Annotated in this window: 13 protein-coding genes; 7 read left to right on the forward strand and 6 right to left on the reverse strand. The window is 62.1% G+C overall.

Annotation, left to right across the window (positions count from 1 at the left end):
• Positions 1-64: 64 nt before the first annotated feature.
• Together ACVWVP_RS08065 and ACVWVP_RS08070 are read left to right on the forward strand one after the other, a co-directional pair.
• On the forward strand, positions 65-985 hold the full coding sequence (locus ACVWVP_RS08065; RefSeq protein ID WP_178918534.1) for an alpha/beta hydrolase family protein: 921 nt from the start codon (positions 65-67) through the stop codon (positions 983-985).
• A 71-nt stretch (positions 986-1,056) separates the two neighbouring features.
• Positions 1,057-1,464 carry a hypothetical protein gene (locus tag ACVWVP_RS08070; protein WP_178918533.1) on the forward strand — a complete coding sequence of 136 codons (408 nt, stop codon included), beginning with the start codon at positions 1,057-1,059 and terminating at the stop codon, positions 1,462-1,464.
• 77 nt (positions 1,465-1,541) lie between these two features.
• Here ACVWVP_RS08070 and gabP read toward each other — a convergent pair whose 3' ends face one another.
• Positions 1,542-2,933, reverse strand: a complete 1,392-nt coding sequence (gabP, locus tag ACVWVP_RS08075; RefSeq protein ID WP_259172779.1) for a GABA permease — start codon at positions 2,931-2,933, stop codon at positions 1,542-1,544.
• A 555-nt stretch (positions 2,934-3,488) separates the two neighbouring features.
• Here gabP and ACVWVP_RS08080 point away from each other — a divergent pair.
• From ACVWVP_RS08080 to ACVWVP_RS08100, 5 genes are all read left to right on the forward strand, one after another.
• Complete coding sequence (locus ACVWVP_RS08080; protein ID WP_178918531.1) at positions 3,489-4,262, forward strand: ABC transporter ATP-binding protein; 774 nt, start codon at positions 3,489-3,491, stop codon at positions 4,260-4,262.
• A gap of 13 nt (positions 4,263-4,275) precedes the next feature.
• Positions 4,276-5,028: an ABC transporter substrate-binding protein gene (locus ACVWVP_RS08085; RefSeq protein WP_060754625.1), complete on the forward strand. Its 753-nt coding sequence runs from the start codon at positions 4,276-4,278 to the stop codon at positions 5,026-5,028.
• A 72-nt stretch (positions 5,029-5,100) separates the two neighbouring features.
• Positions 5,101-5,796: an ABC transporter permease gene (locus ACVWVP_RS08090; RefSeq protein ID WP_178918530.1), complete on the forward strand. Its 696-nt coding sequence runs from the start codon at positions 5,101-5,103 to the stop codon at positions 5,794-5,796.
• A 38-nt stretch (positions 5,797-5,834) separates the two neighbouring features.
• Complete coding sequence (locus ACVWVP_RS08095; protein WP_259172908.1) at positions 5,835-6,524, forward strand: ABC transporter permease; 690 nt, start codon at positions 5,835-5,837, stop codon at positions 6,522-6,524.
• Positions 6,505-7,692 carry a methyltransferase gene (locus ACVWVP_RS08100; RefSeq protein ID WP_457405156.1) on the forward strand — a complete coding sequence of 396 codons (1,188 nt, stop codon included), beginning with the start codon at positions 6,505-6,507 and terminating at the stop codon, positions 7,690-7,692. The genes ACVWVP_RS08095 and ACVWVP_RS08100 overlap by 20 nt, the downstream gene beginning before the upstream one ends.
• Positions 7,693-7,933: 241 nt before the next feature.
• Here ACVWVP_RS08100 and bcsQ read toward each other — a convergent pair whose 3' ends face one another.
• From bcsQ to ACVWVP_RS08125, 5 genes are all read right to left on the reverse strand, one after another.
• The gene (gene bcsQ / locus ACVWVP_RS08105) at positions 7,934-8,860 is read right to left on the reverse strand and encodes a cellulose biosynthesis protein BcsQ (RefSeq protein WP_457405157.1); all 927 of its coding nucleotides are present in this window, start codon (positions 8,858-8,860) and stop codon (positions 7,934-7,936) included.
• Positions 8,861-9,037: 177 nt separating this feature from the next.
• Positions 9,038-10,162, reverse strand: coding sequence for an alginate O-acetyltransferase AlgX-related protein (locus ACVWVP_RS08110; RefSeq protein WP_457405159.1), 1,125 nt, complete (start codon positions 10,160-10,162; stop codon positions 9,038-9,040).
• Positions 10,163-10,174: 12 nt separating this feature from the next.
• Positions 10,175-11,590: an MBOAT family O-acyltransferase gene (locus ACVWVP_RS08115; protein WP_457405161.1), complete on the reverse strand. Its 1,416-nt coding sequence runs from the start codon at positions 11,588-11,590 to the stop codon at positions 10,175-10,177.
• Between the two features lie 17 nt (positions 11,591-11,607).
• Positions 11,608-12,273 (reverse strand): alginate O-acetyltransferase AlgF, encoded by a 666-nt coding sequence (locus tag ACVWVP_RS08120; protein ID WP_178918525.1) that lies wholly within the window; start codon positions 12,271-12,273, stop codon positions 11,608-11,610.
• Positions 12,273-12,935: an SGNH/GDSL hydrolase family protein gene (locus ACVWVP_RS08125; RefSeq protein WP_176997313.1), complete on the reverse strand. Its 663-nt coding sequence runs from the start codon at positions 12,933-12,935 to the stop codon at positions 12,273-12,275. Before ACVWVP_RS08125 ends, ACVWVP_RS08120 begins: the two co-directional genes overlap by 1 nt.

Here is a 12,935-nt window from a genome sequence, read left to right on the forward strand (position 1 = left end):
GAACTGATAAAAAAGCGCGCGGGCCTTCAAACCCACATTGAAAGCGCACATACCGAGCCGCCCTATGAATCTGCCAGCCCAACCTGCCCCCGAAACCTTTCGCGAGCCCGCTGCCGACGGCCACCTCCTCGGTGGTTTTACCTGGCGCCATGTCCGCACAGACCTGACGCGCCCCGTCGTGATCATCAACGCCGCCACCTCCGTACGCTGCCGCCATTACTCACGCTTTGCCGATTACCTGTTTGCCAACGGCTTTGACGTCATCACGTACGACTACCGTGGCATCGGCGAGTCACGGGCGGGCTCGCTGCGGGGGTTCAAGGCGTCATGGTCGGATTGGGGCGTTCTGGATTTCGAAGCGATGTTGCAGCGCGCGCAGCGGGAGTTTCCCGGGCAGCCGATTGATGTGGTCGCGCACAGCTTTGGCGGGTGTGCCGCAGGGCTGGGTGCCTCAGGGGCGGCAATTCGACGGATCGTGACGGTGGGCGCACAGTTCGCCTACTGGCGTGATTACCAGGCGAACGGACGCTGGAAAATGTTCGGCAAATGGCATGTGGTGATGCCACTGGTAACGGCCGTGTGCGGGTACTTTCCCGGCAAGCGCATGGGTTGGCTGGAAGACACGCCAGCCGGCGTGGTACGGGACTGGAGCACGCCAACGGCCACCTATGAAACACGACCCAGCGGGCGCGCCCTGGCAGACTTGCCCTTCGCCCGGGTGAAGGCACAGGTACTGGCGATCAGCATCACCGACGACCCGTTCGGAACAGTGGCGGCTGTCGACCGCTTGCTGGGGTATTTCAAGAACAGCGAACGCACTCACTTGCGCATCGCCCCGCAGGATATTGGCGAAAAAGAGGTCGGGCATTTCGCGTTTTTCCGCAGCCAGTATCAGGACCGTTTATGGCCAATCGCACTGGCGTGGCTGCAACAGGGCGAGTTGGCGCACGGCACGCCCGGGCACAGGGTGACGGAACGCGCCTAGAAGCCCTTGGGATTTACGCCAACCTGCGCTTCAATACGCCACCCAGATACACACCTCAGGACGTTGAGCCCATGGCTTCGCCGAACAAGCAGCAAAAACGCGCCCACCGGGCAAAGGCCAAGGCCAAGCAGAACCGCACCCAACGCGCCGTCGCGACCAAGCCGGACGCCTTTGCCGGCGATGACAGCCGCATTGACCTTGAGTCAGTGGATTTGACCGAGTTGTTCGTAGAGATGCGCACCGCCGGCGAGACCAGCCAGCAGGCACTGTGTGCCGCATTCCTGTCCCACCCGTTGCTGGCCGTGGTGTTGGAGCAGGAAGGCGAAGAGGAAGCCACCGATTTCATTCTGGCGGCGTTGATCGAATACCGGCAGTGGGTCACCGACACCGAGGATGAAGCCGCAGCGCTGGCGTGGATTGAGTCGCCGCAGTTCCAGGCGGACTACGTCGCAGCCTCCCAGGCCCTGACACAACCCTAACCCTGTAGGAGCCGGCTTGCCGGCGATAGGGCCCTTGAGGACGCCATCGCCGGCAAGCCGGCTCCTACAGTGAGGTGTCAATTAAGTACCGCAGCACCCACGCGCTGGGCCTTTCGACGGCTCGACACAATCAACCCAGCCAGCACCACCAGCAAGCTCAAGATTCCGGTCGCGATGATCTCGACCCGATGCGCTTCCTGGAACAGCATGATGGTCAGCGTGCCCACGATGAACACCATCACCGCGTAGGTCAGGCCTGGGAACAGCCACATCTTGAAGACAATCTTCTCACCCGCCGCCGTACGCTTCTGGCGCATGCGCAGTTGCGAGACCGCGATCACCAGGTACACCAGCAGCGCAATGGCGCCGGAGCTGGCCAGCAGGAATTCGAACACCGCCGCAGGCGCCACGTAGTTGGCGAATACCGCCAGGAACGCTGCACCGGTCGATAGCAGAACCGCCCAGTAAGGCGTGCCGCTCTTGTTGGTGCGCTTGGCCACGGCCGGGGCGTCACCGCGACGGCCCAGGGAGAACAGCATGCGCGATGCGGTATACAGCGCCGAGTTGAGGCAGCTGGTCACGGCAACCAAGACCACCAAGTCGACAATCAACTTGGCATTTGGGATGCCCATGCGTTCCAGCACGGTCTGGTAGGAGCCAACGGCTGCCAGGGTCGGATCGTTCCATGGCACCAGGGACACCACGATGAAGATCGACAGCAGGTAGAACAAACCGATCCGCCAGATCACTGAGTTGGTGGCCTTGGTGATTTGCTGGCCCGGGTTCTTCGACTCTGCGGCCGCGATGGTCACGATCTCGGTGCCCATGAACGAGAACATGGTGGTCAGGATCGCGGCCAATACCGCGCCCATGCCGTTTGGCATGAAGCCTTGGGTGTCGAACAGGTGCGAAACGCCGCTGACCTGGCTGGTGGGCAAGAAGCCGAAAATCGCGGCCAGACCCAGGATCACGAAGCCGACAATCGCCACCACCTTGATCAACGCGAACCAGAACTCGAACTCGCCGTAGTTCTTCACGCTGAACAGGTTGGTGGCCGTCAGCAACAAGGTAATGACCAGGGTAAACACCCAGATGGCCACGTCAGGGAACCAGGCATGCAGGATGGTTGCGGCGGCGTTGGCTTCCAGGGGAATCACCAACACCCAGAACCACCAGTACAGCCAGCCGATGGTGAAACCGGCCCAGTGACCGATCGCGCGGTCGGCATAAGTAGAGAACGAGCCGGTGTCGGGAGACGCCACGGCCATTTCGGCCAGCATGCGCATCACCAGCACCACCAGCGTGCCCGCTGCGGCATAAGCCAGCAGTACGGCGGGGCCGGCGGCAGCAATCGCGTGGCCAGAGCCGACAAACAAACCGGCACCAATAACGCCGGCAATCGACAGCATGGTGACGTGGCGCGGTTTGAGCCCCTGTTCGAGGTCATTGGAGCTTTGCGTACTACTCATTGACACACCTTTGCGAGGAATTGCGAAAACGGTCCGCCCGGCCTGCAGTCTTTCTCGTGAAAAGAATCCAACAGGGCGTTCTTTATTTTTTACGCAAGATTTGCGCCAAAATGTTACAGAGCCGCAATTGACGCGGGCTGCAGCGCACTTCAACAGCAATCGCAAGTCCTTGAGAACAATGGCATTCCGCTATAGCGTTACCGTGCGACTCACTTTAAAGACGAACGAGCGCACCAAAAACACACACAAAAAGTGCGTGACGCCCCATAAAAGGGCTGATATGCACCGTTTGCCCGGTTAACCCTTCCAACCCCCGTCCAAAGCTGGCACCATCGCGCCCTTTTTTACGCGAAACCTGTGGTTTTCCGGGTTCAAACGGCTGTTTGGTTGTTGATGGCGCGACACGCTGCTGTGCCGATGCGACACCCTGCCGCAGACCACCCGTTTACCGTCCGCAGCGCTGTTGGCTGTCATCCAAACCCTATGCTAGCTTGGCGCCTCGCCAGGAAGGCGGCCCAACAGCGAAGAACGCAACGAACACATTGAGGACCCCACATGGCTGAGGCCACGCCCGCGCTTGAAATCCGCAACTTGCATAAACGCTATGGTGAGCTGGAGGTACTCAAAGGTATCTCGCTGACCGCTCGCGACGGCGACGTGATCTCGATCCTGGGTTCCTCCGGTTCCGGCAAGTCCACCTTCCTGCGCTGCATCAACCTGCTGGAAAATCCGCACCAGGGCCAGATCCTGGTGGCCGGCGAAGAACTCAAGCTCAAGGCCGCCAAGAACGGCGAACTGCACGCCGCCGACGGCAAGCAGATCAACCGCCTGCGCAGCGAAATCGGTTTTGTGTTTCAAAACTTTAACCTGTGGCCGCACATGAGCATCCTCGACAATATCATCGAGGCCCCGCGTCGCGTGCTCGGCCAGAGCAAGGCCGAAGCCATCGAAGTGGCTGAAGCCTTGCTGGCCAAGGTCGGCATCGCCGACAAGCGCCACGCCTACCCCGCGCAATTGTCCGGCGGCCAGCAACAACGGGCGGCCATCGCGCGCACCCTGGCGATGCAGCCCAAGGTCATCCTGTTTGACGAGCCCACTTCCGCCCTTGACCCGGAAATGGTCCAGGAAGTACTTAATGTGATCCGCGCGCTGGCCGAAGAAGGCCGCACCATGCTGCTGGTCACCCACGAGATGGGCTTCGCCCGCCAGGTTTCCAGTGAGGTGGTGTTCCTGCACCAGGGCCTGGTCGAAGAGCAAGGATCGCCACAGCAGGTGTTTGAAAACCCGCTTTCGGCGCGCTGCAAACAATTCATGTCCAGCAACCGCTAACGGAGCAACATGCATGCAGAACTATAAAAAATTCCTTCTGGCCGCGGCCGTCTCGATGGCGTTCAGCGCCACGGCCATGGCAGAAACCTTGAAAATGGGGATCGAAGCGGCCTACCCGCCGTTCAACAATAAAGACGCCAGCGGCAACGTCGTCGGCTTCGACAAAGACATCGGCGACGCCCTGTGCGCCAAGATGAAAGTCGAGAAGTGCGAAGTGTATGTGTCCGACTGGGACGGCATCATCCCGGCCTTGAACGCCAAGAAGTTCGACTTCCTGGTGTCCTCGCTGTCCATCACCGATGAACGCAAGCAGGCCGTCGACTTCACCGACCCGTACTACTCCAACAAGCTGCAATTCATCGCGCCCAAGGCCACCGCAGACTTCAAGACCGACGCCGCTTACCTGAAGGGCAAGACCATCGGCGCCCAACGCGCGACGCTGGCCGGCACCTACCTGGAAGACAAGCTGCCGGACACCACCGCCAAGCTGTATGACACCCAGGAAAACGCCTACCTCGACCTGACGTCCGGCCGCCTCGACGGCATCCTCGCCGACAAGTACGTGCAGTACGAATGGCTCAAGAGCAAAGACGGTTCGGCCTATGAGTTCAAAGGCGACCCGGTGGTAGAGAGCGACAAGATCGGTATCGCCGTGCGCAAGGGCGACCCGCTGCGCGAGCGCCTGAACAAAGCCCTGGCAGAGATCAAGGCAGACGGCACCTACAAGAAGATCAACGACAAGTACTTCCCGTTCAGCATCGAATGACCTGAGCGACTTGCCCGACGCGCTCACCTGAGCGCGTCGGCTTCTAGCAATGCCTTGCGATATGAAAACACCATGAATTTCGACCTCTACGGATTCGGCCCGGCGCTTGCCGCTGGCGCGCTGATGACCGTCAAACTGGCGCTCACGGCCCTGTGCCTGGGGCTGGTGCTGGGCCTTGCCGGCGCCTTGGCCAAGACTTCCCCGTACAAGCCACTGCAATGGCTGGGCGGTGCCTACTCGACGATCGTTCGCGGCATTCCCGAATTGCTGTGGGTGCTGCTGATCTACTTCGGCACCGTCAACCTGATGCGCGCCCTCGGTGAGTTCTTCGGCAACCCCGACCTTTCCCTCAGTGCCTTTGCCGCCGGGGTCATCGCCCTGGGCCTGTGCTTTGGCGCCTACGCCACCGAAGTGTTCCGTGGCGCAATCCTCGCCATTCCCAAGGGCCACCGCGAAGCGGGTGTGGCGCTGGGGCTGTCGAAGCTGCGGATTTTCACCCGGTTGATCATGCCGCAGATGTGGCGCATCGCCCTGCCGGGCCTGGGCAACCTGTTCATGATCCTGATGAAGGACACCGCGCTGGTCTCGGTGATCGGCCTTGAAGAAATCATGCGTCATGCGCAGATCGGCGTGACCGTCACCAAGCAACCGTTCACCTTCTTCATGGTGGCGGCCTTCATGTACCTGGGCCTTACCGTGCTGGCCATGACCGGCATGCACTTCCTGGAAAAACGCGCCGCCCGCGGCTTTGCAAGGAGCACCCAATGAGCGGTGACTACAGCTGGCTGTCGCATTTTGACCTGGGCCTGAACTGGGCCGTGATCATCAAATGGCTGCCCAAACTCGCCCAAGGCGCAACCCTGACCCTGGAGTTGGTGGCCATTGCCGTGATCGCCGGCCTGTTGCTGGCGATTCCGTTGGGCATCGCCCGCTCGTCGCGCCGCTGGTACGTGAGCGCCCTGCCCTACGCCTACATCTTCTTCTTCCGTGGCACGCCGCTGCTGGTGCAACTGTTCCTGGTCTACTACGGCCTGGCGCAGTTCGACACGGTGCGCGAAAGCTTCATGTGGCCCTACCTACGCGATCCGTTCTGGTGTGCCACCGCCACCATGACCCTGCACACCGCCGCGTATATCGCCGAGATCCTGCGGGGCGCCATCCAGGCCATTCCGCCGGGTGAGATCGAAGCGGCGCGCGCCCTGGGCATGTCCAAGCCCAAGACGCTGTTCTACATCATCCTGCCTCGCGCCTCGCGCATCGGCCTGCCGGCCTACAGCAACGAAGTGATCCTGATGCTCAAGGCCAGTGCCCTGGCCAGTACCGTGACGCTGCTGGAACTGACCGGCATGGCGCGGACCATCATTGCCCGCACGTACTTGCCGGTGGAGATCTTCTTCGCCGCCGGCCTGTTCTACCTGCTGATGGCCTACATCCTGGTGCGTGGCTTCAAACTGCTGGAACGCTGGCTGCGCGTCGATGCTAGCCAAGGACGCTGAGGCACGCTTCCAGGCACTGGACGCGTTCCTGATCGAGCACCAAGGGCTGTGGCGACCACGGCCCTTCACGCACCAGCACTTGCCCTGGGAAACCGAGCATCCGGAGCTCGCCAGGTGGCTGCGCCAACGCTCGTTGGACGACGCCGAAACCAGTCACAACCAACCCCATGACCTGCCCGCGCCGGCACCTTTTCCACAGCTGGCCGCTAGAGCACGCCAGCTCAGTGCTGTGGATAAGTTATCGACGCAGCCCTTGGCGCCTGCTCGCCCTCGCTTGAACGTCGATGTGCCCGGGCGCAAGTGGCAACAGATCGAAGCGTTCGGCGCCGCCCTGACCTTTACCGACACACCCCGGCACTGGCTGGACTGGTGCGCCGGCAAAGGCCACCTCGGCCGTCGCCTGTTGCAACCCGGCCAGCGACTGACCTGCCTGGAATACGACCCAGCGCTGATTGCCGCAGGCCAGGCCCTGAGTGATCACCATCACTTGCCCGCGACCCACACCCTGCAAGACGTCATGGCGAACGTGGCGATAAGCCCCGAGCACACCCCCGTTGCCCTGCATGCCTGCGGCGATTTGCACGTGCGCCTGTTGCAGTTGGCCAGCGCCGCAGGCTGCAAACAACTGGCAGTGGCGCCCTGCTGCTACAACCGCATCGGTGCCGAGCGCTATCAAGCGCTGTCCGCTGTGGGACGTGCTTCGGCCTTGCAGCTGTCAGTGGATGACTTGGGCCTGCCGTTGAGCGAAACCGTTACGGCGGGCGCACGGGTGCGCCAGCAACGCGACGTGTCGATGGCCCGGCGCCTGGGGTTCGACCATCTGCAACGCCAGTTGCGCGGGTGTGACGACTACCTGCCCACCCCCTCCCTGCCCGCCAGTTGGCTGGGCAAGCCGTTTGCCGAGTACTGCCAGGCCCTGGCAACCCTCAAAGGGTTATCCACAGGCGAGCAAGATTGGGACGCGCTGGAAGCCCACGGCTGGCAGCGCTTGGCGCAGGTGCGCAACCTGGAACTGGTGCGTGGGCTGTTTCGGCGCCCACTGGAGATGTGGCTGGTGCTGGACCGGGCACTTTTCCTGAAGGAAGCAGGCTACATGGTTGAAATAGGCACCTTCTGCGAACCGGCCCTGACCCCGCGTAACCTGATGGTGCTGGCCGAGCGCGATTAAGGGGCAAACTCTTCGTGTTACGCCCTGTGGATAACTCTGTTGATGAATTCTTTACGGAGGCTGTAGCCATCAGCGCTACAGCCCAAAAGGCCTGCTGGTCATTTTTTGTTCATAAAATAAAATGCACACAAAACAGGCAGTTGCAGCGTGTTGAGAACGGCTCCACAAAATGGCTGTTTCGTGACAGGCCCAACCAACCGATTGTGCATAAGCATCGCGCGTTAAGCGTATAAACCGCGCTTCAGGCGGTTTTTTTAGGCGCCTTCAACAGCCGGCACAGGTCGTTGATATCGTCACACGCCAGGCTGATCGTTGGGCTGTCCAACGGGTCGGTGCCAAAGGCCAGCGCTTCGCTGATCGCTGCGTCGTGATGCACTTCCATCGGGGCACTGCCCAAGCGCTGCTTGAAGGCTTCGAGCATGTCCAGGCTGAAGGCATTGTCCTCATCCAGCTGGTTGATCACGTAATGAACACGCGGCGCCTTAGGGTGCGCCAGGTACGGCGCGAGCAATACCTCCATCTGGTCGAGGGTACCCAGGGAAGCGGCATCCGCCTGCGCCACGACCACCACCACATCGGCGATGCTCAGCGCTTGATGGAAATACACGTTATTGCCGGCCTGCGTATCGATGATCAACGTTTGCCGCTCGTTCAGGCCAAGGTCCGCGACGTGCCGCGCCAGCCAACCGGTTTCCTGCTTGAGCCAGCGGTGCAGGTTTTCCTGTTGTTGCTCGGTGGTGTCACCAAAGGCAATCATCTGGCAGCCGGCGAAACCGGCTTGTTGAAGTGGGCGCCACTGGCCGTGCTGCAGGCTGGTGCGCCCGATCCCCGGCAACGCTGCGCTCACCCCGAAGTGATGGCGCAAGGCGTTTTGCGGGTCCAGGTCCAGCGCGACCACCGATTCGCCCTGGCGCTGCAAGCCGCTGCTCAACGCCGCAGCCAGGGTGCTGCGACCCACGCCGCCATTGATCGACACCAACGCCACGACTTTCGGGCGCTGCGCCATCACCTGCACCGGCGGGGCGTGTTCATTGGCACTGGGAGGGGGAAAGGGGGTGCGGTCATCGACGGGAATGCTGCCAAAGAAATGCAGGCGCGCATTCAATCCTTGGGGATCTCGGGCGACATCCTTGCCTAGCAGACAGAAAATTCGATCAGTAAGGCTCATGGCCTGAACTCCACACGGCGCATCTTAAAGACGTGAGGGGTCGGCAAGAAAGGCGAGGGCTTACCGCAGGTCTTTTTGTGTGCGTCTCTGTGCAAGCATTCTGTTACAGCCCCATCAAAGTGTCATTATTTTGGTGGTATAGCTGCCTATTTTTTAGACAGGCGGCAATTCGTCAAATTACTGACCTACAGTGATCGGATCGTACGGCGTTTGCAGGTCCCGCTCGGGAATCTCCCAAATCAACAGCTTGGGCGGCGTCTGTTTGAACGCCGGGCTCTCAAAATAGGCTTTGGCCGCGCCGGAAAATTCACCGCCGTCTTTGCTGAAATTACCCACCGGTGCATTCAGGGCTTTTTGCAGGAAGCCGACGAAGTTGGAGTTGCGCGAGAACGACGTGCCGATCAGCGCCACATTCGGCAGGCCCGCGTCGCCAAACAGGTCGTCGGCATTGCTGGTGGTACCGCCTGTTTCATGGGCGCTGCTCGCCGCGACCGACTCCCCTGGCGGTTGCAACTTCGGCGGCAGCCAATCCAGGCCGGCCAGGCGCACCAGGTCACCGGGACGCACCGCGAGCGGCGCCTGGGTGATGTCGAACGCCTGCTCCGGCGTGGCCTGGATGCCGCGCTGCTGGATGCGCTGCGCCAGGGCCTTCGCACCGGCGTTGGAGCCGATCTCGCTCCAGTGGGTGTCGGTGCGCAGATACGCCTCGGCGCCCAAGGGTTTCAGGGTGTCGGTCAGGTCCAGCGCGGAAACACCAGCGGCCTGCAACACACCGGTCCAACTCTGAATCCGGCTGTCGAGCACAGCTGGGCGGTACAGGCCACAACGCTCGGCGGCAGCAATGCGGCTCTTGTCTGGCACCACCACCACTTGCAGGTCGATGCCTCTGTTGCCCAGCTGCTTGTGCAGGTCGATCACCGCCTGAGCCTTGGTCTGCGCGTTGGCCTCGGCGTGACGGTTGATGCGCAGTTCATCGCTGATAAACAGCCAGCCCGGGCAGCCCTGGCGCACACGCGGCCCGGTGTCGCCAAACGCCAGCCAACTGCCGCCGCGCTCAAGGTTAGCGGCCTGGATCGCCATCGGCGCCTTGGCCAGCTCCTTGGCAAACCGATGGGTCACGTCACCGTGCAGCAGCATATCGCTGTCGACCTTGGCCGGCAGGAAACTGATCGGCCCTTTGACCATCAGCCAGGCACAGGACAACAGCCCCGCCGCCAGGAAAGGCACCAGCACCCAGGCCGCCAGCGGGCTGGTACGAACGGCCACTTCACTCGGTGGCGTCGGCGCGGTAGGAGCAGGCATGGTCGGGCGTCCTTAGAACTGAAAGTACAGAAACGGTACGGCGTCGCGGCTGGCAATCAGCGCGAACGACAACACAAACCCGGCCACCGGCCACAACGAGGCCGCCACCACAAACCACGGCTGCGTGCCAAAGCGCTGCTCGCAGCGCACCTGCCAGATCGGCGCGATGATGCACACCAGGCCCAACAACGCGGCCATGCCATGGGCCGGACGCAGGGCCACGGCCATCACATCACCCAGGCCCATGCCGTGCAGGCCGAACTGGCCGGCGTACATCGTCAGCGCCGAGTGGAAGTCCGGCGCGCGGAACAAGGTCCAGGCCAGGCACACAAACAGCAGCGTGAGGATGTGCGACAGCACCGGCGGAATGCTCGGCAGGCTCGACCGCGACCACGCACGGTCAACACACAGCGCCACGCCGTGGGCCGAACCCCACAGCAGGTAGTTCCAGCTGTCGCCGCCGTGCCACAACCCGGCAATCGCCATGGTCAGGAACAGGTTGCGATAGGTGCGCCACACGCCGTCACGGTTACCGCCCAGGGCGATGTACAGGTAGTCGCGCAACCAGCTGGACAACGACAGGTGCCAGCGCCGCCAGAAGTCCTGGATGCTGCTGGCCAGGTACGGCCGGTTGAAGTTTTCCGGGAAGTGAAAGCCCAGCATCAGGCCCAGCCCAATTGCCATGGCGCTGTAGCCGGCGAAGTCGAAGAACAGTTGCAGCGAATAGGCCAGGCAACCGATCCAGGCGTCCACCAGGCTGGGGTTTTCCAGGTGAAACGCGATGTCGACCAGGGGCGACAAGGTGTCGGCCACCAGCACTTTCATGCCCATGCCGATCATGAAGCGCCGCGCGCCCAGGGAAAAATTCGGCCAGTTGAAATAACGCTGGTTCAGCTCACGGCGAACCCAGTCGTAACGGATGATCGGGCCCGCAATCGAGTGCCCGAACATCGAAATGTAGGTGGCGTAATTGATGAAGCTACGCTCCACCGGCACCGTATGACGGTGCACGTCCACCAGGTAGGAAATGGCCTGCAGCACGATGAACGACAAGCCGGCCGGCAAGGCCACGCGCTGCCAATCGAGCGGCATGTAGCCGTACCAGGTGATCACCTCGCTCACGGTGCCCGCGACGATGTTGGCGTACTTGTACCAACACAGCACCGCCGTGTTGAACACGATCAACGCGATCAACAGGCGCACCCGGCCTTTGCCGTCCTCACGGGAGCGGTCCACCAGCAAGCCGCCGACCCACGCCACCACGGTCAACACCATGTGCAGGAACAGGAACAACGGGCTCAACCAGCCGTAGAACAACCAGCTGCCGATCAACAGGATGACGTTGCGCCAGCTCGGACGAGCCAGGGCATAGATCAACAGGAAGGCCGGCAGGAACAGCGTGAGGAATTCGAGTGAGGCAAAGACCATGGTGGGTTCGGGCCCGATCAGTTAGCGAGCGTGTCAGGCGCGAACAACAACCTGGTACCGGCAGCGGATGGCAATGCCAGCACGCTGTAGCGCTCGCCGGCCTTGAGGGTGAACGTCAATGGCTGGCCCGTTGGCGTACCCGCGCACTTGAGCTGCACCGACAGTTCCACCGGGTTGATCATGCGACGTTGCACCGAACCTTCGGCGGCTTTCTTGAACAGTTCGGCCTTTTGCGCCACGGCTTCAAGGCTGGCGTCGGCGCACGCGGCGTCGGCGTTGACGAAGGCCAGCGAGGCCTTCAACGCGTTGAAGTCGTCCGGTTGCTCGTGGATCACCAACTGGCGAATACCGCCTTTGGCATCGGCCACTGCGATCACCGTGGCGAATTCGCCCGGGGCCACGGTGACCGCCAGATCAGCGGTTTTGCCGCCCTGGCTTAACACACCCTTGATCGGCGCAGTGCCCCCCGATACCGGCAGGTAGTCGGAAACGAGCTTGTCGCCGCCCAGCACCAGGCTGGCCTTGGACCCGTCGGCCACCAGCTTCAACTCGCTGCTGGTGCCGTTGGCAAAGCGCAGGAACGCCGAGTCTTTTTCCGGCCCGGTGGGGTACAGCGGGATGTCAGCGCTGTAGGCGCTGACGCTGGCGAGCAAGGTCGCCAGGCCCAGGGAAATGCGCTTCATCACTTGGCTCCCTTCACAGCGTCAGCCGGCAATGCCGACAGCGCGCCGCCGATGGCCTTGGCCCACTTCTGGTAGCCGTCGATGGTGAAGTGCTGGCCGTCGGTGGTGATCCACTCGCCCGGCTTGGAGAAGGTCAGCGAGTCGATGTAGGTGCACGGCGCGACGTTGGTGGCCAGGAACGACGACATCAGCTTGGTGCGCGCGTCATCCTTCTTGTACATAGTGCCGACCTTGCCCCAGGCCGGGCCGACCCACACGCACTTGGTGCCGGTTTCGCTGATGGCCTTGGTCAGGGAGGTCACGCTTTTCCACGCCCAGACTTTCGGGAACTGCGGATCCGGGTAGGACGCCATGGTGTCGCCAATGATGATCACGACGAGGTCGGGCTTGTCCTTGGCGATCAGGTCCTTGACCGGCGTGGTGCTCATGGCGTTCTTGCCGAACACCTGTGGCTTGGCGCCCGGCAGGTTCTCGGCGCCGCAATCGACTTTCTTCGGCACGATCCAATCGGCCGCACCGGCACCGCAGGCGCCGATGGTGTGGACCTTGGCGCCTTGCGCCGTCAGGTTGGCTTGCAGCGGGTCCAGCAGGTGGTCGGGAAAGCTCAAGTGGCTTTCGCCCAGTACCAGCAGGGTCAGGCCGGCAATCGCGGAAACAGGCAT

This window comes from Pseudomonas sp. TE24901, assembly GCF_054058375.1.

Bases quoted from the DNA above. Each gene is read 5' to 3' on its own strand.
- ACVWVP_RS08065 (WP_178918534.1), top strand. From the start codon at position 65: ATGAATCTGCCAGCCCAACCTGCCCCCGAAACCTTTCGCGAGCCCGCT.
- ACVWVP_RS08070 (WP_178918533.1), top strand. From the start codon at position 1,057: ATGGCTTCGCCGAACAAGCAGCAAAAACGCGCCCACCGGGCAAAGGCC.
- gabP (WP_259172779.1), bottom strand. From the start codon at position 2,933: ATGAGTAGTACGCAAAGCTCCAATGACCTCGAACAGGGGCTCAAACCG.
- ACVWVP_RS08080 (WP_178918531.1), top strand. From the start codon at position 3,489: ATGGCTGAGGCCACGCCCGCGCTTGAAATCCGCAACTTGCATAAACGC.
- ACVWVP_RS08085 (WP_060754625.1), top strand. From the start codon at position 4,276: ATGCAGAACTATAAAAAATTCCTTCTGGCCGCGGCCGTCTCGATGGCG.
- ACVWVP_RS08090 (WP_178918530.1), top strand. From the start codon at position 5,101: ATGAATTTCGACCTCTACGGATTCGGCCCGGCGCTTGCCGCTGGCGCG.
- ACVWVP_RS08100 (WP_457405156.1), top strand. From the start codon at position 6,505: ATGCTAGCCAAGGACGCTGAGGCACGCTTCCAGGCACTGGACGCGTTC.
- bcsQ (WP_457405157.1), bottom strand. From the start codon at position 8,860: ATGAGCCTTACTGATCGAATTTTCTGTCTGCTAGGCAAGGATGTCGCC.
- ACVWVP_RS08110 (WP_457405159.1), bottom strand. From the start codon at position 10,162: ATGCCTGCTCCTACCGCGCCGACGCCACCGAGTGAAGTGGCCGTTCGT.
- ACVWVP_RS08115 (WP_457405161.1), bottom strand. From the start codon at position 11,590: ATGGTCTTTGCCTCACTCGAATTCCTCACGCTGTTCCTGCCGGCCTTC.
- ACVWVP_RS08120 (WP_178918525.1), bottom strand. From the start codon at position 12,273: ATGAAGCGCATTTCCCTGGGCCTGGCGACCTTGCTCGCCAGCGTCAGC.
- ACVWVP_RS08125 (WP_176997313.1), bottom strand. From the start codon at position 12,935: ATGCCTGTTTCCGCGATTGCCGGCCTGACCCTGCTGGTACTGGGCGAA.